Genomic DNA, 26505 nt, shown 5'->3' on the forward strand with positions numbered 1-26505 from the left:
TTTCGGCACTTATTTCGGCAAATGGGTGACATAGGGGGCCAGGCGGCTGACCAACCCGGGCTCCCACTGCGACAACCCGAGGCGATCTGCCTCTTGCCACAAGTGTTGATATTGCTGGCGCGCAAGCGCCTCCATGCCTTCCTGCTCCAACAACTCCGCTTGCACCAGCAAGGCATGGAAGCGGGCTCTTGGCTCTTTCATCTGTGCCATCCGCTCATCAAGCAGGGCGAGCGCGGCGGCAATCCCCTGCTCCCCATGACGCAAGGCAACCTCCTCGGCCAGCTCGGCCTGTCCGCTGCCGCCCCCACTGCTCTTGGCAGGCTGCAACCAGCGGCTGCACTCGGGGGAGAGAAACGGGGAACCATCGCTGAAGGTGAGATCCCGCAGCGCTGGCAGGCGCTGCAAAAACGCATCCAGCTCCGCCATGATCGCCTGCGCCACCGCGCCATATCCCAGCTTCTGGGCCACCTCGGCCGAGAGCCTGTGCCCCTCGAACCAGTAAGGGGCCAGCGTCAGGCTCTGCTCGATGCGCTGCCAGAGCGCCAGATCTGGCGTGCCCATGGCTGCACGATACTCATCCACCATATCAGCCGACATGGGCGCAAGCTGGGTCTTGTTGCCCTGCGCAGTCATGGGAGGTGTCGTGATACCGGCCCAGATGGCGTGACGACGCAGCCGATAGCCGATAGCCACCTCTGGCTGGCGCTCAATCAGCAGCTCCGCCACCTTGAGCTGGGTCTGTCGCCATGCCCGATCGTTGGAGCTATCAATCTCGACCCCGGAGCCCTTGCTGCTGCCACTGAGCACCATGGTGCCCGCCATGCCACTCGCACTGGCGGTGGCTGCAGCAGCGCTGCTTGCAGGTTGACCTCCGGCATCAGCCTGGGCCTGGGCAACCTGCTGTCGCTGGGCCCGCTTCAACCCCATCACCAGAGGATCCAGCAGTTCCCCCTTGTCAGGGCACTGGGCCAGCCAGACGGCCTCCAGCTGTTCTGCCTGCGCCAGCAACTGCGCCAGTTCCGCCGCCGAGGCGCTCTCGCTCACCCTCGGCAGGGCACCCTCGAAGCGCTTGATGATCTGCACCATCAATCGCTGCTTCTGGGTCGCATTCCCGGGCCAGGCCAACAGCCAGTAAGCCTTGATCCAGGCTTCCAGCAAGCTCAGCGCAGCCCCCATCGGGGTCGCCTTGGCGGGGTGCTGCAGGCAGCGCAACAGCTGTGCCAGCACCCGCATATCCTTGGTGCGGCTCTCCAGCAACCCCAGACAGGCTTCGGCGACCGTATTGAGATCGACCTGGCTGTGGGCAAGGGAGCCCAACTTGACCAGCTCGGTCTCCACATAGTCCCAGCGAGGCTCATCGGCCAGCACGGCCCCTTTGATCTGTGCATCCGGCAAGCTGGTGAGCAGACGGCTACACCAGGGGTGTTGATAGCTCATCTTCCCCCCCTACCAGCGACACTGTTGGCGCACCGGTATCAGCGCCTCTTTCAGGCCGCTGAGATCGACCCGCAGCAAGGCGCCGTTGGCCGCCTGAACCTGCAATTCACGATGACCGATCCAGCGTTTTAGCTCCTCGATGGCGGGCAGACCGCGGCCATATTCGAGCAACCATCCCTGATCCCGGATAAACCAGCTCTGACTGCTACGAGTCGCTTGTCCATCCAGCGCAACCGCGACACTCTCCCCGCGCCACGGCGCATCCAGCCGCAAGCGAATATGGGTGATGCTGTTGACACAACCTATCGCCAGGGTGGCACCGCGCAGGGCCGGACGGGTCAATACCGCCGTGCCGCTCTCCTCATCCTGTCGCAACAGGAAGGGTGAGCTATCCGGCACACGGGCCAACTCCTGCTCCGCTATCGCAAGCCAGGCCGGAGACTTGGTGCTCTCCTTGTTGCCTGATTGCGTCGCCTCATTGCCAAGGGCGTCATAACAGGCGAGCCGGATCAGAGGGGATGGCTCGCGACGACACGCTTGCCACGCCGCCATATCGAAGGGAGGCATCGCATTGCCGGTCGCCAGCAGCAGGGGCAACAAACCCATGATGCTCATCAGTTCACCTCCAGTTTCTGGCACTTGTGATCCAGGGTGCGCTTGGGAATATTGAGGCTCTCGGCCACCAGCATGCGATTGCCCTGAAAGTAGCGCAGGCGCGCTTCAATCACCGATGCCTCGTACTGCTGCATGGCCCGGCGCAGATCGCGGATATGGTTGTAATCATCCAGCGCATCGGGCAGCTCGGCACAGACCCGATCCCGCAGCTCCGGCGGCAAGGCGCCAAGCCCCACCTCTTCACCATGACGGGTGTGGGCACAGGCCACCTCCAGCAGATTGCGCAGTTCGCGCACGTTGCCGGGGAAGTCGTAACTTTGCAGTTGCTTGAGGAACTTGCGCTGCAAACCAGCCAGTCCCTTGTCATCCTGCGCGGCAAACTGGGCCATGAAGTGCTGGCAGAGCAGGGGCACATCCTCGATATGCTCGCGCAAGGGGGCGATCAGCAGCAGACACTGGCAGAGACGGTGGTAGAGGTCGGCACGGAACCGCCCCTCCTCCACATGGCGGGTCAGCGGCTGATGAGTGGCCGCGATGAGGCGAAAATCGGAGTGATACTCCTGCTCTGCCCCAAGCGGCCGGTAGCTGCGGGTCTCCAGCACCCGTAGCAGCTTGGCCTGCATGGTGGCGGGCATATCGCCCACTTCGTCGAGAAACAGGGTGCCACCATTGGCCTGCGCCACCAGCCCGGTCTTGTTGGAGAGGGCGCCGGAGAAGGCCCCTTTCTGATAACCGAACAGCTCGCTCTCAATGAGATTCTCTGGGATGGCGGCGCAGTTGATGGCGACGAATGGCTTGGCGGCACGCTCGGAGCACTGGTGCACCAAGCGGGCGACCACCTCCTTGCCACTGCCTGTCTCCCCCTGAATGAGCACGGTCAGCTTGTGCTGGCCCGCCTGGGCGATCTGCTCGCGCAAGCCGCGGATCACCGCCGACTGGCCAACCAGCTGATCCCCCAGCAACTTCTCGTGCTGGCGCTGGCGCTCCCCCTCCCCCTTGATCTGACGCAGCGAGTCGCGCAACACGTTCTGATCCCGGCGGCTACGACCCAGATCGCGGATCAGGGTAAGCTGGTTGCAAAAGACCTGCGCCAGACTGGCCAGCTCGGGGCGAGCCGCCCACTCCTGCAACACATCGCCACTGTCCATCATCGCCAGCACGGCAAACGGCTTGCCGTTGCCATCATTGAGCGGAAAGGCGTGCAGGCCGCACTGCTGGCCAAGGTTGGCCAGCAGTGCGCGAAAACTGGCGTGCTCAATGCGGGCACCGCCATGGAGGGAATCCCAGGTGCGGGATTGCGCCTTGTGCAGCACATAGGCGAGTGGATGAGAGAAATCATCTACCGCCAGCGCCAGCGCAACCTCCTGCCCCTTTACCCACCCTTTGCACTCCAGCTGGCGGCCGCTCACATCCAGCATGCCAAGCAGCAGTCCTTTGGGCTGGAAGCTGGCATGGAGGGTCGAGCTCCACCAGTGGCAGAGATGTTGTTCATCCCGTTGCGAGGTGAGGGCCAGGGCGAATGCGAGGGCTTGCTCCATGGTCAGCCCTCCACCTCGGCCACAAACTGGTGATCGGCCACCGAGAAGCGCACCCGGTTGATGGGCTCACCGGCCGAGAGGCGCTGCAACAGTTGCAGGGAAACCGGCGGCAACAGGGCTCCATCAATGACGGACTCCAGCATCCGCGCGCCGTTCTCGCTGCGGTTGGCCCGCAGCAGGATCTCCTCGGCCACCTCGCTCTCCAGCACCACCTCGGCACCGAAACGCTCCTTGAGCAGCTTGACCAGCCGGTTGAGTTTGCCACCGACGATCTGCACTAGCGTGTCGTGACCGAGCGGCAGGTAGGGGATCACCTCCATCCGCGCCAGCAGGGCCGGTTTGAAGAAGGCAGCCAGCTCCGGATAGAGTGCATCCAGCAGGTCATCAGGCTGCTCGGCATGATCGACGATAGTCTGGAAACCAAGGTTGGAGGTGAGGAAGAAGACCACGTTCTTGCAGTCGATGATCCGCCCTTCCCCATCCGCCAGCTCGCCCTTGTCGAACGCCTGATAGAAGAGGTTGAGCACATCGGGGTGCGCTTTTTCCACCTCATCCAGCAGCACCACCGAGTAGGGTTTCTGGCGAATGGCTTCGGTCAGCACGCCACCCTCGCCAAAGCCGACATAGCCGGGAGGCGAACCGATCAGACGGGAGACTGTGTGCTTCTCCTGATACTCGGACATGTTGATGGTGGTCAGATACTGGCGACCGCCAAACATCAGCTCGGCAATCTGCAATACGGTTTCGGTCTTGCCGACCCCGCTTGGCCCCACCAACAGGAAGGCGCCCAGCGGACGGCCTAGACGACGCAAATCGGCGCGTGCGGTCAGCAGGTGTTTGTGCAGATGGGCCACCGCCACATCCTGCCCCTTGATGAGCTCGCCCAGGTACTCCGGCAGACGGGTCACTACATCGAGCTCCCCTTGGGAGATGCGATTAAGCGGCACCCCGGTCCACTCAGCGATCACCGCTGCGACCTGAGTCTTGTCGACATGGGCAGAGACCAGTACCTCACCCTGTTGCAGCTCGGCCAGCTCACGCTCGAGACCGGCCAGCTGCTCGGCAGCCGCTTGCGGATCGAGCGGCGCATCGGCGAGATCCAGCGCTTCTCTGGCCAGCATCTCATCCTGCTGATCGGCCAGCAGGGCGGCACGCAGCTCGACAATCCGATGCACCAATCCCTGCTGTTGCTGCCACTGGGCTTCCTGCTCACGCAGGGTGTCACGGCAGGTCTGCTGGGCTGCTTTCAGTTCTGTGAGTCGCTCATCGTTGTCACCCAGACCGATCAGACTCTGGCGCTCCAGCTGACGGATCTCCAGCTCGCGCTGGCGCAGTTCGTTTTGCAGGTGACTGACCGCGCGTGGCGGCGTGGTCAGGTTGATGGCCACCCGGGCACAGGCGGTATCGAGTACGTCGATCGCCTTGTCCGGCAGCTGACGGCCGGAAATGTAACGGGCGGAGAGCTGGGCGGCGGCTTGCAGCGCTTCCTCATCGATCAGCACCCCGTGGGCCTTTTCGTAGATGCTGCGCAGACCGCGCAGGATCACGGTGGCTTCATCTGCATTAGGCTCACCCACTTTCACCAGCTGGAAACGGCGCGACAGGGCGGCATCTTTTTCCACGTACTTCTTGTACTCACCCCAGGTGGTAGCGGCGATGGTGCGCAGCTCGCCACGAGCCAGCGCGGGTTTGATGAGGTTGGAGACATCCAGCCCCCCCGCCTGATTGCCCGCCCCGATCAGGGTGTGGGCCTCATCGATAAAGAGGATGACAGGTCGCACGGCGTCCTTGACCTCCTGCATCACCCCCTTGAAACGCTTCTCGAACTCCCCCTTGACCGAGGCTCCGGCCTGCATGGCGCCAAGATCCAGGGTCATCAGCTCCACATCGCGCAATTTTTCCGGCACCTGGCTCGCGACGATGCGCAGCGCCAACCCTTCGATCAGCGCGCTTTTACCGACCCCCGCCTCCCCCACGACGATGGGGTTGTTTTTGCGGCGACGGGAGAGGATGTCGATCATCAGATCGATCTCGTGATCCCGGCAGAGCACCGGATCCAGGGTTCCCTGACGGGCCTGTTCGGTAACGTTGACGGTGAAGCGGGCTAGCAGGCTGGCATCGGCGGGCAGCGCGGCCTGAGTCGAAGTACCGTTGGCAGAAACGGTCACTTGGGTCTCGGCAGACTCTTTCACCCACTCGTCAAACTGCTGGCGCAGCAGCTCGCGATTGATGTTGGCAAGCAAACGGGTCACCGAGCCCGGCAGGTAACGCTGGGGAGTCATCAGCAGCACCAGCAGCATGACGCCGCTGCGCAGTTGGCCATGTTGCAGCTCGGCAGAGGCGAGCAGCCAGCTGTCTTGCAGCCACTCCACCAATAGCGGTGAGAAGGAGGGATGACCCTGACCATAACCGTTATCAGCCGCCGAGGGTTGCAGCAGGCTCTTTAACTCTTCAACCTCAACTTCGGCCCGTTTGAGGACCTGACGCACATCGCTGAGGGGGGTCTCCAGCATCTTGAGCAGCAGGTGCTCGATGCGGATCTCGGCACCCTGATGATTGACACAGAGGGCCGCGGCCTCCTCCAGCATGTGACGGCAGATGGGGTTGAGTCTTTCCACCAGTACCGGTAGCTCTATACGAATCAAGGCGTGCTCTCCTTAAGTATTTATTTTAATAATTCGCCCAGTTGACGCAGTACGTCCTGGGTCTGGTTATTGAGTTGGTGGTGATAGAGGCCAAAGATGATGGCCAGGATCAACGCGCCGCCCATAAACAGGGTGCGCAGGGAGACTTGTTTGCGCAGCTGGTAGCGAGATACCTGCTGACCGAGGTCGAGATGAAACACGCTGGGTGCCTCACCGCCACGTTCGAGGGACAACTGCTTGTGCAGTTGCTTGACGATCCGTTCAAACTCGTCACGGCCCTGGCTCATCACCTTGTAGCGCCCCTCAAAACCGAGGCAAAGGCAGAGATAGATGAACTCCAGAATGTCGCGATAGCGCACCGGATCTTCCTGCAGACGCGACAACAGCACGAATACCTTCTCGCCCCCCCAGGTCTCGTTGTGAAACCGGGCCAGCAGTGAGTGTTGGGACCATTCGCTCTGGCTGCCCCAGTCGCGCCCCATCACCGCCTCATCGATGAAAGTACAGAGGATGTAGCGAAACGAGAGGACGACGCCGTTCTCGTAACCCTGCGCCATCAACTCCTGCTCGATGGCCTGGATCTCGGTCACCACCCGCTGATAAAGCTCGGGCACCCGGTCGTAGCGCGACAACAGACGCACCCGCTGTACCAGCCCCAATAGCGGGGTCACCGCATCGATCATCGGGTTGATGCTCTGGCCACGCAGGCGGAACCAGTAGTCCGAATCCATGTCCAGCTGCTCGGCGTGATCGAACAGCAGGTCGCTCAGTTGCTCGTTGTTGATAATGTCCGTGGTCATCTCTGCTTGTTTCCTTGATGCGATCACTGGCTACGGATGGCCCAGAGCTGCATGTCGAGCTCGGGGAAATCGCCGGCGATGTGGAAGGCGAGCGTGTTGCTGACCGCCAGCATCTGCCAGGCAGGGCTCTGACGGTCGAGCTGGAAGTAGCTGTAACCGGCGTGATAGGGCAACTGGCGCGGCGCCACCGGCAGCGGCAACAGCGGGATACCGGGCAGCTGCAGGCTGATGAGTTCGCGGATCTTGTCGCTCGACGCCACCTTGGTCTGCTGCAGCAACTGTTTGCGCAGCTGCTCCTGCGGCATGCGGGCACGCACTGCCAGCACGAAGTCGGCGCTTTGCATCAACTCGCTCTCGTTGACCATGGCCACCATGACGCCGTACTGGTGCTTGCGCAGCTGGATGGAGACGGCACGTGGCGACAGCACGGTACTGAGCGCCTGACGCAGGGCCAACATCACCGGCTCGAAGCTCACCTGCTGATCGTCATGACGATAGGCGGGGAACTCGGGGGGCAGACGGGACTCGTCGGTAAAGGTCATCAACTCGCCACAAAGCTGCACCAGCGCCTCGTGCAACCGCTCGGGGTGCAGGGTGCCAAGACGCGCCAGATGGGAGAGCTGGGGCTGAGCCCGGTTGAGCAGTTGCAGCATCATGAACTCGGCCACATCGGCAACCCCCTGCTGTCCCGGCGCAGCGATGCGCAGGGAGAGGCTGCGAGCCCGCTCGGCCACGAGGCCAGCCGATTCGCCGAGGAAGCGCTTGAGGGTCGGGATGGCAGAGACACTGATACTGCAGGGCATGAAGTTGGGATCCAGCACCAGACCGCCATCCGGGCGCTTGTCCAGAATGCGGGCGATGGCGAGCGAGGCATAGGCGCTGCGATCTTCCCGCTCCAGCATCAGGCGCAGGCTGACCCGCCCCACTTCGAGGGAGACCACGTCGCCCCCTTCGCTGTGCAGATCCCGCACATCGTGGCGATGAGCCTGCAGCCGGGTTGCTACCTGACCGCCCTGATTGACCTCGTTGACCCCGCTCACCGAGAGCGGCAGCGCCAGATAGACCTTCTGGTTGGCCACCGAGGCATCGGTGATCTCCAGCGGGGTCGGCAGCACATCATCGTTCGGGATGTTGAAGACGGTGCCGTCCGGCAGGATACCGGTGGCCCCCACCAGCGCGATGCGGCCAAAGCCGAGGTAATCCTCGTTGATGGCAAGCGACTGCAACCCGTAGAAATAGTCGGACAGCGCGCTCAAACGCGCGTGCAGCGCGTAATCTGAATGTCTCTGTTGTTGCTGGAAGTGCTGGGGCTTGATAAAGAGCCCTTCACGCCAGATAACCCGATTTCGACTCGACATGATTATTCTTCTTCTTTTTGTAGTTCCACTTCATCCAGGCGCAGGTGCACCAGAATTTGATAGGCCGTTCCCTTGCTCTTGACCTTGATGACCTTGCGCCACTCGGCGCTGTCCGGATCGGCGTACCGTGCAATCACGCCGATGTAACGGGTCTTCTCGTCAAGCTTGACGGGGGGCAGGTATTTGAACTGGCCGGGCAGCAGGGTGTAGTCCTGATGATCCAGGTAGTTCTTGCCAAGGGCCTTCTCTACATCCGCCGTCACCTGGTCATAGTCAGTAGCGAGCAGCTTGGAATCTTCAGCCAGCAGCACCACCTGAAACTCGATGGGTGCCGCCTCCCCGCTCTCGTTGGGGTTGACATCAGGCTCTGCCAACAGGCTGAGCCCCAGGGTGGAGGGCTGGTCATCGTTGCTCCCCACCTGGATATCCGGGTTCATGGCCACATCGGCCATCTTGCCCATGGTGGTACAACCGGCCAGGGCCAGCAGACAGGCCCCAAACCACAGTGCGCGTATCATCAAATCAGTCCCTGTTGCTGACGCACGGCCTGGTCATACGCCTGGGCGTAGACCTGATGGAACAGCTTGTCGAACCCCTGCTGACGGGCGGAGGTGAGCTCGCGGTAGTAGTGCTGGTACATATTCCAGGCCCAGCCTTCATCGGCCACACCCGGGGTACCGGTACGACGGTAGTGTTCGAAACGACCGAGCAACGCCTCGGGCGAGAAGGCCTGCAGGATGCTGTCCAGCGCAGCGCCAATAGCCTGCTGGTTCGCCACGTGGTGAATGCGTACATTGCGCAGACTCTCGGCTACCGCAGCAGGCGCGGTCAGGTGCACCGGGCTCTTCTGCTCGGCAAACATCACCGCCAAGGTCTCGTCATAATCGAGACCAAGGCGCAGCGGGTTGTCTTCGATGGGGCGCAGGTGCTTGTCTGCCAGCGCAGCCTGATCGCTTTGCAGTTGCAGCAACCCCTCCACCATGGCACGCACTGTCTTGCCCATCTCTTCGAGCATGTCGTGGGCTTGCTGGGTGTCTTGCAGCTGCAACGGCTGGCCAAGACCACGCATCAGCGGAGTCAGGGCGACGTGATCAACGCCCTCCAGTGGCTGGAAGTCGGGGTGGTTCTCGATGGTGGGCATATCCAGAAATTCTTGGTTCATGGTGTTCTCGACGGCTGAAAATGGAGCGAGGGATACGGTGTCCATATCCGGTTGAAACTGCGGTTGAGCCTGCAGGCGAGCATCCACCAACGGACTCGGGGCCGCACGCTCCTGCTGCAATGCCAGCAGAGGGTCGACCGCCAGGGCCCGAGGATCATCCAGGGTCTGGGTGTGGTGGGGATCGCTGGCCAGCCACTCGTCAAGCTGTTCGGTTGGACGGTTGCCCAGCACCTGCTGCAGGCTCTGCTCGGGGGAAATGGCACCGAGATAGGCGCGCAGCCGGAACGGGCCGACCACCAGCTCGTCTCCCTGCTCCAGATGCACCTTGCGAGCCCGCCCGATGGGCGAGGTAGCACCATTGATGTAGGTCTGGCCGCTGAGATCGCACAGGCAGAAACGACCGTCATTGAGCTCGACCCGGGCATGGGCCGGCATCACCGCCCCCAACCTGTCTCGCAGTTGCCAGTCATCCTGTTCGGAGGAGCCCAGGGTGCCTCCCATCTCGTCGAAGCGATATTGCACCTGCTGGCTGCCGTCGAGCTGCTCGCTGTTAAGCACCACCAGAGATAGTTGCTGGTTAAAGTCGTCCACATTCACTCCTGCACGTATTCCTACACTGAATTTCTGTGCTTATTCCTGTACACAGATCGTCACGAACGGGTCACTCGGCGGTTGGCCGAGAAAGGTACTCCACCCCAGACGGGCACTCTGCTCCTCCCCCAATCTCAGCCCCTTGGCCTGCTCCTGACCGAAGCCAAGCCGCAGATCCCAGGCCAGCTGATCGCGCAAGATGAAGGAGACAAAGGTCACCAAGGCGTGGAAATGCTCCCCGTTCGGGAGAAATCCGAGAAACTGGCTAAAACTCAGATCATTGATTTTCAATAAAAACTTGCCGGCACAATCATTGACCTTGTCACCGATGACGAAGTCATGCCCCAGAGTGGCGCAAGCACCGCCCAGGCGGTTTTGCTGCTCCGGATGGATCGGCACATTGCGCCACTGCCAGGCGCTCACCTCTACATCCGCCAGATCGAAGCAGTGGGCCACCAGACCGGCGACCACCTCGGGCGAGCGGCTGGGGCTGGCCAGCATGCCCGCATAGGAGAGCATCTTGGCGCGGTTGACCGGCAGGCTCTGGCAGACGGCGTCGTTGCCAAGCCCCACCAGCGCAAACATCAGGCGGGAGAACCCATCCTCACCGTCGTCCTGAAAACGGACGTGGTAGCGATACTTGCGCCAGATCCGGTGCAGCAGGGTCAGCAGACGGTGGTGGAAGAAATCCAGAAACAGGCCGAGCTTCTGCTCACCCTGGGCGTACTCCCACGCCAATGAGTCGAGGTAATACCCCGGCATCGGCGACTGGCTGCCGTGCAGACCCAGAAAGGCCACTTCCAGCTCGTGGCGCCCCTTCTCGTCGCGGCCAATCTGCAGCACGTCACTGGTGGGAAACCCCAGCGATGCGGTCGCCTTGAAACGAATATTCTCGTCACTTGGCAGGTGATCGAGACCACGCTCCTGATCGGCGCCATCGAGCCGGTTGAGCAGCTCGACCAGCTGGAAGAAATTAAAACGGGGCGCCTCGTTGGCGGCGCTCACATCAGGGAGTGCTGACCGATCTGGACTGGCCACTGATAGCGCTCCTTGTTATCGAGATTGACCACCTCAAGCAGGTGGAAAGCGTTGACGCTGGCATAGAGCGAGAAGAAGTGGGCCAGCACGGTGCTGAAGAGATAGAGCTCCCCTTCGCTGCCAAAGGCGGACTGGCGGATGGAGAGCACCGACTTGAGCCCCCGCACCGGCATGCCGCGCACCAGCCTGTCCACCGGCTTGGTCTCGATCTCCTCGATCCCCGCCAGCCGCTTGCGCGACGCCTGCTCTGCTTGCTTGTCGTGCAAAGCGGGAAAGTCGTAGGTACGCAGCACCTGCACCAGGGCATCGCGGCGCAGCAGAGAGACATAGTTGAGCGACAGGTTGGAAATCAGGGTCCAGTGCAGGCTGCCATCCAGTGCCGGGCGCAGCGGCCGGGTCGGCCGGATCAGGTTGCGGAAGGTGGCAAACGACGGCGAGCTGCCGGTCGGCACGCAGATGCTGCCGACCTTGAGGCGGGCGGCGCGGGAGCGGTTGGTACAGGTAAGCGTCACCGAGATGGATTCATCGAGGTCGACCGTGGTGGTTTCATCGCCCCGCACAAACGAGAGGCTGTGCTCGAAACCATCACCACTCACCGACTCCCTGACCCGCACCCGGTAGTAGAGTGCCAGCCGCTGCTTGGCCCGCTCTATCTGGTGCTGAAAACTTTCGAATGGCTGATAGATGCGCGGCGTGCCCCGAGAGCGCCCCAGATTGCCCTCGACCCAACCTTCAACCTGATCCACCGAGAAAATTTCGAAACTGTCGGCATAGCGATAGCTCGCCTTGAGCGGGTATTCCGCCTGACGGCCGTTGAGATTGACCGGCTCGCTGTCGTGCTGGAACAGGTTGATGGCCGGCACGCAGTTGAGCATGAAGGAGTCGGGACGGATCTTGAGTTCCGCCGGCAAGGGCCGGTCGAAACAGAAATGAATTTTGAATTCACTCACCGGCAGCGGCTGTTTGGGCCACTCGCCACCGGAGAGTTCGAAGAAGAGGAAGCTCTCCGGAAAGCAGAAATACTCCTGCAGGATCCGGTAGCCGGAATAGACGTTGTTCGGATAGGGCAAGAGCGCATCGTCGCGCTCGAAGCCGACCGATTCGAGGGCCCTGGCCTCCTGACGAAAGCGCTTGCCGTCTATCTCCAGCTCGATATGGGAGAGCTGGTTGGCGAGCCAGAAGTAGAGTTCATAAGCGGTGTAGCTGTCGCCCCCCAGGAAAAAGCGCAGCTTGTCCAGCTGCAACTCACTGAGCAGCAAGGGGGCATGCAGCGCAATATCGAGCGAGATGGTTGAGAGATCGTTGCCACTTTGCGCCGTCACCTCGCGCATCTCGGCCGGATAGACCCAGGCATCGTGGCAGGTTTGAAAATGACAGGTCACATCGTCAATAGGCAGACTGTCGAGTTGGCAGCCCTGCTTCACCAGCGCGGGCTGGGCGATGGCCCCCGGAATAACCGAAAACTGCATGATAGTCATGCTGGGGACGGGACGCAGGTAGTTTGGCCAGAGCATATTGAGCAGACCGTGGGTCAGCTCGGGAAACTCGTCTTCAATTTTTGCGCGCAGGTTGCCCGTGAGAAACGCAAAGCCTTCCAGCAGGCGTTCCACATCCGGGTCGGTATTCTGCTCCGACAAAAAACGGGTGAGTTCGGGATAGCTATCGGCAAATTCGCGCCCTTGCAGGCGCAAAAATGCCAACTCATCCCTGAAGTAATGTTCCAGCGACATTGATCAGACCATGCGGTAGTGGCGGTGACTGTCCATATGGACGTTGAACGAGGTAACTTGCTCGATATGCTCCAGCCGCACGTGGGCCGTCACCTGAAACGACATCTCGAGCGGACTCGCCTGATAGTCGGGTGAACGGACATCCACATGCACAATCCGCGGTTCATAACGACGGATGCATTGCCGGATCGCTTCGCGGATCCGCCCCTTGATATCCGCACTGCCCTGAGTGGCGTCATTGAGATCGATGACGCCAAGCTCGGGAGCACTGCGGCAATTGCCGGGACGGGTGTTGAGGATCTGTTCGAGCTGCCGCTTGACAGAATCAACCAACTCCTCAACCTCCGAACGGGGAGAAGGACTCAGCCCCTCCCCCCGTATGCGATCGAACAGGCTGGCCGCATTTCCTCTATCCCAGGAAGAGAGATACGGCATCGGGCCTTATTCCTTGTCCAGTCGACCTACCAGAGAGAGCTCGAAGCTCGCCCCCATGTACTTGAAGTGCGGGCGCACTGACATGGCAACCTGATACCAGCCCGGCTCCCCTTCCACATCCAGCACCTTGATCTGGGCGGCGCGCAGCGGACGACGGCTGCGGACCTCTGCCGGCGGATTCTCCTGATCGGCCACAAACTGCCGGATCCAGCTGTTCAACTCCCGTTCCAGATCCTGACGCTCCTTCCAGGAGCCGATCTGCTCGCGCTGCAGCACTTTGATGTAGTGCGCCAGGCGGTTGATGATGAACATGTAGGGCAGCTGGGTGCCCAGCTTGTAGTTGGTTTCGGCCTCGCGTCCTTCCTTGGTGTTCGGGAACACCTTGGGCTTTTGCACCGAGTTGGCGGAGAAGAAGGCGGCGTTGTCGCTGTCTTTACGCATGGTCAGGGTGATGAAACCCTCTTCCGACAGCTCGTATTCACGACGGTCAGTGATCAGCACTTCGGTCGGGATCTTCGCCTGCAGCTGACCCATGGCTTCATAGACGTGTACCGGCAGATCGTGGATCGCACCACCGCTCTGCGGGCCTATGATGTTCGGGCACCAGCGGTACTTGGCGAAACTGTCAGTCAGGGAGGTGCCCATCAGATAGGCGGTGTTGCCCCACAGATAGTGATTGTGATCCGAGCTGATATCTTCCTGATAGTTGAAGCCCTTGATGGGGTTTTCGGTCGGGTCATACGGCAGACGGGCCAGGAAGCGCGGTGCGGTCAGTCCCAGATAACGGGCATCTTCCGATTCACGCAAGGCGCGCCACTTGGTGTAGGCCGGCCCTTCGAATACCGATTTCAGATCCTTGATGGAGGGCAGCTCGGTAAAGCTGTCTACACCAAAAAAGGTCGGTGCAACGGAAGAGATGAAGGGGGCATGAGCCATGGCGCCGACGGCGCTGACATACTGCATCAGCTTGATATCGGGTCCGCTGTGGGTGAAGGCGTAATCACCGATCACGGCCCCCACCGGCTGACCACCAAACTGACCATAACCGCTGGAGTAGACATGCTTGTAGAGACCGGACTGGGTGATTTCGGGTGAGAATTCGAAATCTTCCAGCAGCTCTTCCTTGGTGGCGTGCAGCACCTGGATCTTGATGTTCTCGCGAAAATCGGTGCGATCCACCAGCAACTTCAGGGAGCGCCAGGAGGACTCCATCTCCTGCAACGGCTTGGCATGGAGGATGACGTCCATCTGCTTGCCGAGCTTCTTGTCGAGCTCGACAATCATGCTGTCCACCAGTGCCTTGTTGACCGGACTGCTGGCAGTACCGCTATCCAGAATGTTGGCGATCAGGGCTGCGACCCCCTGCTTGGCGACGCTGTAACCCTCATCAACCGGCGTGATGCGCGCTTGTGCCATGATTTCGTCCAGCAAAGAGGACGAGGAGACGGCATTCGCCCCCGCTTGAACCTGTTCTTCGACCAAAGACATGTTTGTTCCTTCTCGTTCAGTCAATACAACCCGCCGATCACTCGACTGGCTTGATCAAATCCAGCTCTTTGAGCAGTTGCTCACGAGCCTCATCACTGGACAGCAGATCCTGCAAACGATTACGGAAGGCAGGGATATTGCCGAGCGGCCCCTTCAGGGCAACCAGCGCCTCACGCAGTTCCAGCAGCTTGCGCAGTTCGGGCACTTGCTGGGCCACATTGTCAGGAGTGAAGTCTTCCAGGGACTGGATTTTGATCGAAACCGGCAGCTCGTCCTGGCTGTTCTCTTCCAGACGATTTGGAACGGTGAAGTTCAGTTCCAATGCCGATTCTTTCATGACAGATGAGAAATTATTCTTGTCGATGGAGACAGTCTGACGCTCCTCGATGGGGGTATCTTCGGTGCGTCCTTTCATGTTGCCGACCACCATCATGGTCAGGGGAAGTTCTACTTCTCCCTGTTGACCACCAGTCGACGGTACATACTTGATATTTATACGCTCTTTGGGCGCGACAGTAGCGCCATCAATTCCTTTTCCCATGCTCTAGTACCCGATTTTGAGGTTTTATCAAGAAGGGCAGAGCTTATAGCCAATAGTACTGGCAACAACTGTAATAAATTACAGTTGAAGCAAGTCCGATATTAAAAAGGGATGATCCAGAGTAATAACTTTAATATTTGACGACATATCAATAAGCCGCCACAGCACGACCCGCACGGCACCAACCCTCTCAAGACCATATTTATTTCTTTTGAAACTGGTAAAGCACACGCGTTACTCCGCATCATCAAAAACAAAATAAAAAACAAATAAAATCAATGACATGGCGATTTTCAATAAAGATTTTCAGCGCCAGAAGCTTTAGTGGTGCCTTGTCAGGTACATTATCATTCTCGGCACATTCATATACGACAAATTCTGACATATATGAATCAAGGGTATGTGACCCTGGTAGATGGCATGGTCTTGAACAAAATTGTAACCGGAAATTACAGCCTCATAATCAGAATAATCTAACGTGAAACAAGAGGCCAAAAATGGCAGAGACAGATAAGTAAAAATTACGCTATTAACAAACAGTAATTAGCGTTACATCCCTTATTTAATATATCTGAGAGCAAGCCACAACACCGTCACCACAGATGACATCAGTCAATGTGAGCACTCCCTGCTAACGCTGGAGTCAAGCAGGATTGGCTGTGAAAATCAGCCCAAGCACCCTCGTCTGTTTTGACGATGCGCCCGGTGAGCAGAGGCAGAGGCAGAGGCAGAGGCAGAGGCAGAGGCAGAGGCAGAGGCAGAGGCAGAGGAATCTCACCATCATTGACCAAGCGCATGGTATGGCACCGGGAATAAATATAAGCCTTGACCAGAGAACCGATCCGTTCGCTCAAGCCACCAGAGCAGGGCTCCCTCACCGGGGAGATGGGACGTAATGAGAGGCACAACCAGATCCCGCTCTTTGCTACATAGAGAAGTGCACCTTACTCCACAAGAGGTGTCGTTCAGTGCGCCAAAAAGCGCGGGGGGCCTGATGGCCCCCCGCAAACACACCGGATGAGAAAATGCCTTACTTGGCGGCGCTATCCTTCACGCACTTCTGGACAAAGCTGTTCTTGGCCGCGCCAGCCAGCTTCTTGTCGGCCGCCGCCTTCTCGCACTTGGCCGCCGGATCCACTGCCGCGCCCGTCTTCACGCACTTCTGGATAAAGCTGTTCTTGGCCGCACCGGCCAGTTTCTTGTCGGCGGCCGCCTTCTCGCACTCGCCGGTCGCAGCGCCAGCAGCATCTTTCACACACTTGCCGACAAAGCTGGTCTTGGCGGCGCCGCTCAGCTTTTTGGCCGCGGCCTGCGCCTCGCACTGCAACTGGGCTGTGTCGTTGGCAAAGACCGGATTGGCCAGCAGCACGCTGCCACAGAGCAGGCCGAACAGGATGGTACGCTTCATGGGTGATCTCCTCTCTATCTGGTGATGTGTTTGCATGGTCATATTTGCATAACGATGTGTTGCACATGGCTGTGATTGCAACAGCTGATTGTTGCCGCAGATCCCCCGCCTCGCCAGCTTGGGGCACGGAGCACAGGGCAACCAGCGCCCGCACTATAGCGCCGATTGGCAGAGCGGGATTGCCCCCAACAACCCCCTCCTCAGCGGCAAGCCAACCACCCTCTTCCCCACCACGCCTACCAACCCCAATAAAATCAAGGGCCATGGGAATCCTGTCTCCGCCCACACCCTTTTATTGAGCCAGCGCAAAAAATCAGTCATTACTGACACTTACGTCAATTTTTGGCTAGCGTGACCAGATTCGATTGGCTTAACATAGCCATCCGGTGCCTATTCATCAGTGATGGGCTTCTGCCCTCGCTGGTTAATGGAGCATATTGGAAGCTGTAATCCACGGGCGGTAGCGTGCGTTTTGGTTACGTTACGCTCCTCCCAAAAAGGTGGGTGCCCAGATTTCCAATAAAAATTTCGCATTTGATTTTTTACTTTAAAAAATAAACACTCAGGAAAATATGCTAAATCAAGTCACCACATTTTATTCATCTGTTGATTGGGTAGCAGTTGCCACAGGTATTACTACATTTATCATAGCATTGATATTAAAAAGTCTCTTAGATTTTAAAATCGCTCACATAGCTGTTAAATATATGAGCTGGTTACCAGTTAGAAGTATTTTCAGAGAAAAGCCACCAGAGCTTTATGGCGAATGGGAAATTTTATGGGGTGATGGTGGAAGTCAAGACTTCTCATCTGAGATCGATAGACATGGTCATTCAGAATTAAAGCAACTCGGGAATTACATATATTTTGAGTTTTATTCAAAAAAAGTAAAGTACGCATTTTTTGGTCATATACGTTCAAGTTACATCATTGGTGAGTGGTTCGATATAAAAGATAAAAATGGTTATTTCGGTGTATATCAATTTGAAATAGTCAATAATAGATTATTAAAAGGTGTTTGGCTTGGCCACTCAAAAAAAAGTAGAGATATTAGAAATGATAAATTTGAATTTACCAAATTGAGTCCTTAAGAAAGCAATATCTCATTCTTCAACTTATTTTATTAAAAATAAAGGCACCAATTATTATCAGCCATGTAAAATAGGTACAAATTGCTTTTTATCCAACATGCATTTGTCAATTAACATTTATAATCAAGATAGACCGTAGTCGGTATGAATAGTTTATCTGAACAGTGAGTGTATCTACTTCGACAGAGCACACATGGTAATCATCACTTAAATTTGATGGCGTTCTTTTAAACTTAAATAATGGTTCCGATTCACACTTCAACTAACATGACCTTAATTATAAACCATGAAAAATATATTGCATTTGTCTGATATTCACATCAGTAATATTGTTACTAAAATGAATGAATCAAGAGCAAGCAGCATCATGACTTGCTTGATTGATGACTTAATCTCAAAAAACAGAGAAATTGATACTGTGTTCATCACGGGAGACTTAACAAATACCGCTGGAGAACATGAATTTGAACTTATAAAAACAAAAATAATATATCCTCTGATAGACAAATTAAAAATCACCAAAAGCGATATATTTGTCACTCCTGGTAATCATGACATCCAACGCCTAAATTGGAAAAGGGCTGATAAATTCGCTAAAAACGATGTATTTACAAATGATCATGCTAATAAAGTAAATGAACTATTTGATGAAAAAAACAATGACAATGATTTCAACTGGTTTATTAACTATAATAATTTTATTGATTGGCTGGATGATACAAAAAAAATAATTCATAAGACAAATTTGTTTCGAATCTATGAGCATAATAACATTGCTATTGCATGTTTAAATTCCGCATGGTTAGCAAATGGTGATGATAAAGGTAAGCTAGCAGTTACCAACTCCCAAATAAAACTCAGCTTATCCACTGTAAAAAAATATGAACAAAAAATCGTTTTAATGCATCATCCACTAGATTGGCTATATGATGATGATAGAGCAATAACATCAGAGTTTTTGCATACATCTAATATTCAGATGTTTTTATTTGGCCATATGCATGAGTTAAATGTTATCCAGGAAACTCATTTTAACAATAACAGCTTAATTAAGATTCAAGCAGGCAAATTTGATATTAGTAACAATGATGAATACTCTGGATATAGTGTCATATCACTCCACCAAAGAAACAATCTTAACAGTGGAGATATATTTTTTAGGCGGTATGACCATAGCAAACAATTTTTCACCGAATGGAACAAACGAGTAACTAATGGTAGGATGTCTTTCTCACTATCAGAAAAATGTATTTTTAATATTGATGCTTTTTCTGAAGCATCCTCATGGCTAATTGATAAATTTGAATACGATTTACTATGTAACACTGGATTGGAGCATGATAAAAGAAAGCGTCTTTCAGATATTTATATAGAACCTAAGTTAAAGCTTGAACCTGGTATCGCAATGGAGTCTGGCACTAACGATGATTCGAATATAACAACTAACCAACTGGTGAATAGCCCCTTATCGTACTGTATTTTTGGTGGTGAAAATACAGGAAAAACCACTCTAGCAAAAAAAATTGTAACGGAACTACTTAGTAAACAGAAATATAAGAATATTGACAATATAGTTTATTATCTAAACTGTGAAGAAATCAATGATTCCAAGATTAATGAAGTTAAATTAAAAAATAAATTATTCGCGTTTTATGAGCAATCCTCTTCAAAAGTAAATCACCTTAAAGAGTTTAATAAAAAAATACAAGATGACGTTTTCTCTGATTCATCGATAATAATATTGGACTCTCTTGATAGATGTGATGGTTCTGTTGTACAGTCCATCTTAAATATTGTCAGAGACAACTCTCATGTCCGGTTCATCCTTTTTGCAAAAAATAATATCAAAAAAATAATAGAAGGGATATTTAATGAAACAGATCTTAAAAGCAAATTCCATATCGTTAACTTTTCAGGCATTGGCCGCACCGATATTCGGCAACTAATTGAAAAGTGGATTCCAGAAACCACCAACAAATCTGTGATTACAAGGCAAGCATTTAATGCTGTAAATAAAGCGGGCATGCCAAACAACCATTTTATATACAGCATGATAATGTCAATTTATGAACGTAAATCACATTATAGAAAATCATACTTACACGAGGCGGATCTTCTAGAGAACTTCATCGAAATTTTATTACAAAAGCATTGTATGACCGAAGGAAATAGACCTCAATATAAAGATTTGCTCCTGTTCCTCGGTTTTACTGCAAAACATTTAGCATTTGAAAGATGCACTTGTATTAAACAAACTGAACTATATAAGCTTGTAATTCAATTCAATTCATTGATTGGTCAAGATTTCGATGTAGAAGGATATATATCACCAATAATTCAAAGTGGAATAATTGTAAAGATAGATAATAACTATTGTTTTTCACAAGTGTGCTTTTTCAATTATTGTTTTGCATACTATTTATCAAAACTAGATTCAGAATTTTATGCAACTGATGATGGAATTGATTATCTGTATTTTGATAAAGCATTAGAATATCTTTCCGCCATTAAAAAAAATGATATCAAGTTAATAAAATTCATAGGTGAAAGAACTCACTCTTATATACAAAAAACAGCACTTCAAGTTCAAATAAATCTAGATGAAATTGATGCTCTATCATTGCTCAGGTCATTAGTGGACAAGAATCCTGTTGAGCTAGTTACAGAAGAAAATATTGATGATGGTTACTCTCATCGCCATAAAACGGAAGAAGAATGTGAAGTAATGTTAGATGAAATAGCTCCTGTAAATGAAAATGGAGCAACTCTGACAACTTACGATGACAATATAACACCTAATATATTATTGCAACGTTCTTTATCTTTATATGCAAGAGCTTTCAGAGCTGCAGAGCATATAATGGATGCTAATGAAACAGAAAAAATAATGGAAGATATATTTTTGTGTTATAAGCACGATCTAACTATCGGATTATATCTATTTAAGACCAAATTTAAAGAGTTTTTAGAAAGAGCAATCTCAGATGTAATGAAAAATTCAAAGGATGCGAATGTACCCAAAGAAAAAATTGACACATTCATTAGATTTGCAGCCTCATTCTTCCCTATTTGGGTTATAGATTTAATGTCAAATGACTTTATCAATCAAAGACAGATTGTAAGAGTAAAAGAATTACGAAGCAAAGTCGACACAAACTTTGATAAAGTCATCATTACGTTCGCTATGTGCGAACTAGATGATATAAAAATATGCGATGAAATAAAATCTCTTGAATACAAAGAAAACCATGAAGTTGCTATGTTACTGATAAAGTATATAGAGATAATAAATTTTAACTTCTCTATTAAAGAACAAGAAAAAGAAACATTAACAGACTATGTGAAAAAAATTGTAGGAAAAAGAAAATCCATCGCGGCAGAATATACAAGTATTGCTGATTTTTCAAATGAGCTTTTATTGGAGCAGCAGAATTAAATTCATAACATTAGCTATTTAAAGTTTCCTTTATATATCAGAGTGGGAAGCAAGAAGAGGGCTAACAGATCACAGCAATGGCGGAGTTGCGATAAGACGTTCGCCAAATAGCTTACGCCCCCTATCTGGTTGGCCAAGAGCTGTACCCACATAAAAAAATCCCCCGCTCTTTGCAAAGAGGCGGGGGATTTTTTATTTCCTGTTCAACCCATTAGCCCAGCAAAAAAGCTCGCAGGGGGGCAAACTCCGCTGGCAAATTAACGGAGAGCAGCGGCAGCTCGGCGTGTTTGGCGAGCGGGCCGGGTAGCGGTACATCGAGATTGAGGATCTCGTCCACCGACTCCTTGAACTTGGCGGGATGGGCGGTGCACAGGAACACCCCCACTTCATCCCCAGCCAGCTGTTCCCCCAGCAGATCCCAGGCAATCGCGCCGTGGGGTTCGCACAGATAATCCAGCTGGTGCAGCCGTTTCAGGGCAGCGCGGGTCTGGGCATCGTCACGCATGCCAGAACCCAGGGTCTCCAGCGCCCAGCCCTTGCGACGGCAGAGCTCTTCTACCCGCGGCCAGTTGTTGGGGCGGCTCACATCCATGGCGTTCGACAGGGTGGCCACTGTCTGGTGCGGCTCCCACTGACCGGTTTTGAGGTAACGCGGCACGGTATCGTTGGCGTTGGTGGCGGCGATAAAGCGCTTCACCGGCAGCCCCAGTGCCTTGGCGATAAGGCCTGCAGTGAGGTTGCCAAAGTTGCCGGACGGCACGCTGATGACCGCCTTGGCGCGGTCAGCTTTGGGCAGCTGGGCTACCGCTTCGAAGTAGTAGCAAACCTGCGCCAGCAGACGGCTGATATTGATGGAGTTGGCGGAGTTGAGGCCAATGGCCTTTTTCAGCGCTTCGTCGTCAAAGGCCTGTTTTACCAGCGCCTGACAGGCATCGAAGTCGCCGTCGATGGCGATGGTGCGGATATTGCCGCCGAGGGTGCAGAAGAGCTTCTCCTGCAGCGGGCTGATCTTGCCCTTGGGATAGAGGATCACCACCTCGATCCCCTCCAGCCCGTAGAAGGCGTGGGCCACAGCGGCGCCGGTGTCGCCGGAGGTGGCGGTGAGGATAGTAATTTTGTCGTTGGTGCGAAACGCCGCGAGACACTGGGCCATAAAGCGGCCGCCGAAATCCTTGAACGCCAGGGTCGGGCCGTGGAACAGCTCAAGGGCATAGGTGCCATCTTTGAGTTTCACCAGCGGCGCCGGGAAGGTGAAGGCGGCGTTGACAAGCTCGCTCACCTTGGCGGCAGGCACTTCGTCCCCCAGCAGGTGGCTCAGGATGCGGGCAGAGCGTTCGGCCAGCGGCAGATCGAGCAGGGCATCCACATCGGCGAGCGGTTCGAGTTGTTCGGGGAAGAAGAGCCCCTGTTCGCGACCCAAGCCCTGACGCACCGCCTGCGCGAAGCTCACCTGTTCGCTGTTGTCCTTGATGTTGTAGAGATTCATAGCTCGCTTCCTGTTACCCGTGCCCCGGCCATGTCCAGTTTGCAGACCCGGGCAAATCCATCTTCGTTCTGCACGAAATGTGCTTCCATCCAATCCTTCATTCGCTCGGCCTGCGCCAGCTCCTTCATCACCACAAATACGGTGGGGCCGGAGCCGGAGATGCCGGTGGCGAGCGCCCCGTTCTGGGCCGCCTGCGCCCGCACCTCGGCAAAGCCTTCGATCAGCGCCGCGCGGTAGGGCTCGGCAATCACGTCTTTCAATACGCTCGCCGCCAGCGGCTCCTGCCCGGTGTAGCTGGCGTGGACAAAGGCAGCCAGGCGGCGGCCATAGGTCAGGCAATCCTGACGGCGATATTGGGCCGGCAGAATGGCGCGGGCGGCGGCGGTCGAGACCACAGTGCCCGGGTAGCAGACCACCCAGTACCACTGATCGAACACCGGAATACCCTGACTGATAACGCCATGCTCTTCCAGCACCAGCTGCATGCCGCCGAGATAACAGGGGGCGACGTTGTCGTAATGAACGGAGCCGGAGATCTTTCCTTCCATCTCCCCCATCAGCAGCAGCATGTCGTGCTCATCAAGCGGCGCGCCGTGAAAGGCGTTGAGCCCTTCAAGGGCCGCCACCACGCTACAGGCGCTGGACCCCAGACCCGAGCCCACCGGCAGGTTCTTCTCCAACACCATTTCGAGCGGCTTGAGTTTAAGGCCCCGCTTCTCCAGCGCCTCGCCATAGGCGACCCAGCAGTCGAACAGGATGTTCTTTTTCGGGTCAGCCGGCAACTTGTGGGCGTAGCGGCCCACGGAGGAGAGGGCAAACGGTACATCGGCTGCCTTGACCTGGACGCGATCCCCGAGCAGAGAGCCATCCACGGGGGCGAGCGCCGCCCCCAGTACATCGAATCCCACGCTCAGGTTGGCGCTGGAGGCGGGGGCATAGGCCACCACGCTGCTGCTCTGGTACATGTCTGAACTCATGCTTACAACTCCTGCTTCCAGTTCTGGGTGCGCAGCACGTCGGCAAAGACGCCCGCGGCGGTCACTTCGGTACCGGCGCCATAGCCGCGCAGCACCAGCGGGATCGGCTGGTAGTAGGTGGAGAAGAAGGCGAGCGCATTCTCCCCGTCTTTGACCTTGAACAGCGGCTCGTCGGCGCCGACCGCCTTGATGGCGACCTTGCACTTGCCACCCTCGATGGAGCCCACGTAGCGCAGCACCTTGCCCTGAGCTTGCGCGGCCGCAAACTGGTCGCGGAACCAGCCGTCAGCCTCCGGCAGGCGGGCCATAAAGGCTTCCACGTCGCCGCTCACATCAAAGCCCGGCGGCAGGGCCTGCTCAACCTCGACATCGGAGAGCTCCAGCGCCATGCCGGCCTCGCGAGCCAGGATCAGCAGCTTGCGCGCTACGTCCATGCCGTTGAGGTCGTCGCGCGGATCCGGCTCGGTAAAGCCGTTGCCACGGGCAATCTTGGTGGCGTCGGAGAAGGCCATCCCCTCGTCCAGCTTGCCGAAGATAAAGGAGAGCGAACCGGACAGCACGCCGTCGAAGGCACGCAGCTTGTCGCCGGCCTTGATCAGGTTCTGCAGGTTCTCGATGACCGGCAGGCCGGCGCCCACGTTGGTCTCGTACAGGAATTTGCGACGGGTCTGGCGGGCGGTGCGGCGCAGCGCCTTGTAGTAATCGAGCGAGCCAGTGTTGGCCTTCTTGTTCGGGGTAACCACGTGGAAACCGGCGGCGAGGAAATCGGCGTACTGGACGGCGATGGCCTCGCTGGAGGTGCAATCGACGATCACCGGGTTGATGAGATGACTCTCTTCCACCAGCTTCTTCACTGCCTCCAGGCTGAAGCTGTCACGGGCTTCCACCAGCTGTTCACGCCAGTTGGCGAGGTTCAGCCCATCCTTGTTGACCGCCATCTGGCGGCTGTTGGCGATGCCCACTACCCGCAGGCCAGTGCCCTGCTCGGCCAATACCGGCTGCTGGCGGGCAATCTGGTCCACCAGGGCCGCGCCGACACCGCCGACGCCGACCACGAACAAGTCGATGAACTGCTGGCTGCCGAAGAAGTTCTGGTGGCAGGCCTTGATGGCTTCGGCCACCTTGCGATCCCGCACCACCGCAGAGATGGAGCGCTCGCTCGAGCCCTGGGCGATGGCGACGATGTTGATGGAGGCTTGCGCCAGCGAGGTGAAGAAGCGGGCCGCCATCCCCTTGCTGGTGCGCATGCCGTCACCGATGAGGGAGATGATCGCCAGATCCTGCATGATCTCCAGCGGGTCCAGCAGCTGGTTCTTGAATTCGAGCTCGAACTCGCGCTCCAGCACCTTGCGGGTCTTGTCGCAGTCATAGCTGTGGATACAGAAGCTGACGCTGTACTCGGAAGATGACTGGGTGATGAGGACGATGCTGACCCCGGCGCGGGAGACGGCGGAGAAGATGCGGCCAGCCATACCGACCATGCCCTTCATGCCGGGGCCGGAGACGTTGAACATGCACATGCCGGAGAGATCCGAGATGGCCTTCACCTTGAGATCGTCATCCCCCTGCTCGACGCCAATCAGAGTGCCCGGCCCCTGCGGGTTGAAGCTGTTCTTGATGAGGCAGGGAATGTGGAACTGGGCTACCGGTGCGATGGTTTTCGGGTGCAGTACCTTGGCACCGAAGTAGGAGAGCTCCATCGCCTCCTTGTAGGAGAGGGTTTTCAGCAGATAGGCGTCCGGCACCAGGCGCGGGTCACAGTTGTAGCAGCCCTCGACATCGGTCCAGATCTCGCAGCACTCGGCATCGACACAGGCGGCCAAGACGGCGGCGCTGTAATCCGACCCGTTACGACCGAGCAGCACGGTCTCCCCCTTGTCGCTGCCACCGGTAAAGCCCGGCATCAGGTAAAGGCAGTCGCTACGCAGCCCCTTGGCGGCGAAGCGCAGGCGGGAGGCTTCGATGTCGACGTGAGCTTCAAGGTAGCCGCCGTCGGTCACCAGCAGCTGCTCCGGCACTATGATATCCAGCTCGAGGCCGCGCACCCGCAGCAGCTCGTGCATGAAGGCGATGGAGAGGTTCTCACCCCGGCTCAGGATGCGGGCCTGCACGTTGTCCGGGCAGAGCCCCAGCAGGCGGATGCCCTGCATCAGCCGCTCCACCTGATCCAGTTCGCTGGTGAGACGGGCCTGCAGCGCCTTGTCATCCAGCGCCGGGTAAGCTTCCTTCAAGCCGGCCAGCAGGCGGGAGAAGATGCCGTTGATCTCAAACAAGGTGCTGCTGGCATCCATGCCGCGGCTGGTCTGCTCCACCAGCGCCACCAGGTGGTTGGTCACCTTGGCCGGTGCCGACAGCACCAGGGCAACCTGGGATTGGCCGTGGGTATTCACCGCGATATCGGCGACCCGTAAAAAACGCTCTGCATCGGCCAGTGACGACCCGCCAAACTTCAACACTCTCATCGCTATCTCCCTGTATTCCCTGCAAATTGATCCGCTAATCGGTCTGAAAACTGTCTGAAAACAACCCAACAAAAAAGGCCCGTACTGGGTGGGTACGGGCCTTTTTCTGATTTCTGTGCTTGTTCGTCAGCGCATCAACCGGCCCCAGTGCCACCTGTGGTGGTACCGGTAATAATGGTGGTGGTGATGACGCTGGTGAATAACTGCATGACGAACACTCTTGAACGAAGCTGGCTTTTAGCAATACCGCGCCGGGCGCAGGGCTGT

General features: G+C 55.9%; 19 protein-coding genes and 1 other annotated feature. Of the genes, 2 read left to right on the plus strand and 17 right to left on the minus strand.

What is annotated here, in order from left to right:
- Positions 1 to 9 precede the first annotated feature (9 nt).
- From tssA to G5193_RS05835, 14 genes are all read right to left on the minus strand, one after another.
- Positions 10 to 1437 carry a type VI secretion system protein TssA gene (gene tssA, locus G5193_RS05770; protein ID WP_421205345.1) on the minus strand — a complete coding sequence of 476 codons (1428 nt, stop codon included), beginning with the start codon at positions 1435 to 1437 and terminating at the stop codon, positions 10 to 12.
- Between the two features lie 9 nt (positions 1438 to 1446).
- Complete coding sequence (gene vasI / locus G5193_RS05775) at positions 1447 to 2052, minus strand: type VI secretion system-associated protein VasI (RefSeq protein WP_421205347.1); 606 nt, start codon at positions 2050 to 2052, stop codon at positions 1447 to 1449.
- Positions 2052 to 3590, minus strand: a complete 1539-nt coding sequence (locus G5193_RS05780) for a sigma-54 interaction domain-containing protein (RefSeq protein WP_421205348.1) — start codon at positions 3588 to 3590, stop codon at positions 2052 to 2054. The genes vasI and G5193_RS05780 overlap by 1 nt, the downstream gene beginning before the upstream one ends.
- A gap of 2 nt (positions 3591 to 3592) precedes the next feature.
- Positions 3593 to 6235 (minus strand): type VI secretion system ATPase TssH, encoded by a 2643-nt coding sequence (gene tssH / locus G5193_RS05785; RefSeq protein ID WP_421205350.1) that lies wholly within the window; start codon positions 6233 to 6235, stop codon positions 3593 to 3595.
- A gap of 20 nt (positions 6236 to 6255) precedes the next feature.
- Entirely contained in the window at positions 6256 to 7035 is a 780-nt protein-coding gene (gene icmH / locus G5193_RS05790; protein ID WP_421205351.1) for a type IVB secretion system protein IcmH/DotU, read from the minus strand.
- Between the two features lie 23 nt (positions 7036 to 7058).
- Positions 7059 to 8393 (minus strand): type VI secretion system baseplate subunit TssK, encoded by a 1335-nt coding sequence (gene tssK / locus G5193_RS05795; protein WP_421205353.1) that lies wholly within the window; start codon positions 8391 to 8393, stop codon positions 7059 to 7061.
- A 2-nt stretch (positions 8394 to 8395) separates the two neighbouring features.
- Positions 8396 to 8911 (minus strand): type VI secretion system lipoprotein TssJ, encoded by a 516-nt coding sequence (gene tssJ, locus G5193_RS05800; RefSeq protein WP_019444945.1) that lies wholly within the window; start codon positions 8909 to 8911, stop codon positions 8396 to 8398.
- Entirely contained in the window at positions 8911 to 10146 is a 1236-nt protein-coding gene (tagH, locus tag G5193_RS05805) for a type VI secretion system-associated FHA domain protein TagH (RefSeq protein ID WP_421205355.1), read from the minus strand. The genes tssJ and tagH overlap by 1 nt, the downstream gene beginning before the upstream one ends.
- A 39-nt stretch (positions 10147 to 10185) precedes the next feature.
- The gene (gene tssG, locus G5193_RS05810; protein ID WP_421205357.1) at positions 10186 to 11184 is read right to left on the minus strand and encodes a type VI secretion system baseplate subunit TssG; all 999 of its coding nucleotides are present in this window, start codon (positions 11182 to 11184) and stop codon (positions 10186 to 10188) included.
- Positions 11148 to 12914, minus strand: coding sequence for a type VI secretion system baseplate subunit TssF (tssF, locus tag G5193_RS05815; protein WP_421205359.1), 1767 nt, complete (start codon positions 12912 to 12914; stop codon positions 11148 to 11150). The genes tssG and tssF overlap by 37 nt, the downstream gene beginning before the upstream one ends.
- A 3-nt stretch (positions 12915 to 12917) precedes the next feature.
- On the minus strand, positions 12918 to 13349 hold the full coding sequence (tssE, locus tag G5193_RS05820) for a type VI secretion system baseplate subunit TssE (RefSeq protein ID WP_005347308.1): 432 nt from the start codon (positions 13347 to 13349) through the stop codon (positions 12918 to 12920).
- A gap of 6 nt (positions 13350 to 13355) precedes the next feature.
- Positions 13356 to 14837 carry a type VI secretion system contractile sheath large subunit gene (gene tssC, locus G5193_RS05825; protein WP_421205361.1) on the minus strand — a complete coding sequence of 494 codons (1482 nt, stop codon included), beginning with the start codon at positions 14835 to 14837 and terminating at the stop codon, positions 13356 to 13358.
- A gap of 37 nt (positions 14838 to 14874) precedes the next feature.
- Entirely contained in the window at positions 14875 to 15378 is a 504-nt protein-coding gene (gene tssB, locus G5193_RS05830) for a type VI secretion system contractile sheath small subunit (RefSeq protein WP_421205362.1), read from the minus strand.
- A gap of 1030 nt (positions 15379 to 16408) precedes the next feature.
- A complete protein-coding gene (locus tag G5193_RS05835) occupies positions 16409 to 16786 on the minus strand; it encodes a hypothetical protein (RefSeq protein WP_158109707.1) in 378 nt (125 codons plus the stop codon).
- Positions 16787 to 17358: 572 nt separating this feature from the next.
- On the opposite strand from G5193_RS05835, the gene G5193_RS05840 reads away from it, so the two are divergent.
- Together G5193_RS05840 and G5193_RS05845 are read left to right on the plus strand one after the other, a co-directional pair.
- Positions 17359 to 17877 (plus strand): hypothetical protein, encoded by a 519-nt coding sequence (locus G5193_RS05840; RefSeq protein WP_376901416.1) that lies wholly within the window; start codon positions 17359 to 17361, stop codon positions 17875 to 17877.
- A gap of 286 nt (positions 17878 to 18163) precedes the next feature.
- Positions 18164 to 21313, plus strand: a complete 3150-nt coding sequence (locus G5193_RS05845; RefSeq protein WP_421205365.1) for a metallophosphoesterase — start codon at positions 18164 to 18166, stop codon at positions 21311 to 21313.
- A gap of 211 nt (positions 21314 to 21524) precedes the next feature.
- Here the strand turns inward: G5193_RS05845 and thrC are convergent, their stop codons facing one another.
- Genes thrC through thrA form a run of 3 tightly spaced genes read right to left on the minus strand, consistent with a single transcriptional unit; the run spans position 21525 to position 26238 of the window.
- Positions 21525 to 22799, minus strand: a complete 1275-nt coding sequence (gene thrC, locus G5193_RS05850; protein WP_421205367.1) for a threonine synthase — start codon at positions 22797 to 22799, stop codon at positions 21525 to 21527.
- Positions 22796 to 23776, minus strand: a complete 981-nt coding sequence (gene thrB / locus G5193_RS05855) for a homoserine kinase (protein WP_421205369.1) — start codon at positions 23774 to 23776, stop codon at positions 22796 to 22798. The genes thrC and thrB overlap by 4 nt, the downstream gene beginning before the upstream one ends.
- A gap of 2 nt (positions 23777 to 23778) precedes the next feature.
- A complete protein-coding gene (gene thrA, locus G5193_RS05860) occupies positions 23779 to 26238 on the minus strand; it encodes a bifunctional aspartate kinase/homoserine dehydrogenase I (RefSeq protein WP_421205371.1) in 2460 nt (819 codons plus the stop codon).
- A 68-nt stretch (positions 26239 to 26306) separates the two neighbouring features.
- Positions 26307 to 26437, minus strand: a sequence feature (Thr leader region).
- Positions 26438 to 26505: the final 68 nt, after the last annotated feature.

The sequence above is a fragment of the Aeromonas sp. 601027 genome, from assembly GCF_049174455.1.
In the GTDB taxonomy this organism is placed as follows: Bacteria; Pseudomonadota; Gammaproteobacteria; order Enterobacterales; family Aeromonadaceae; genus Aeromonas; species Aeromonas veronii_A.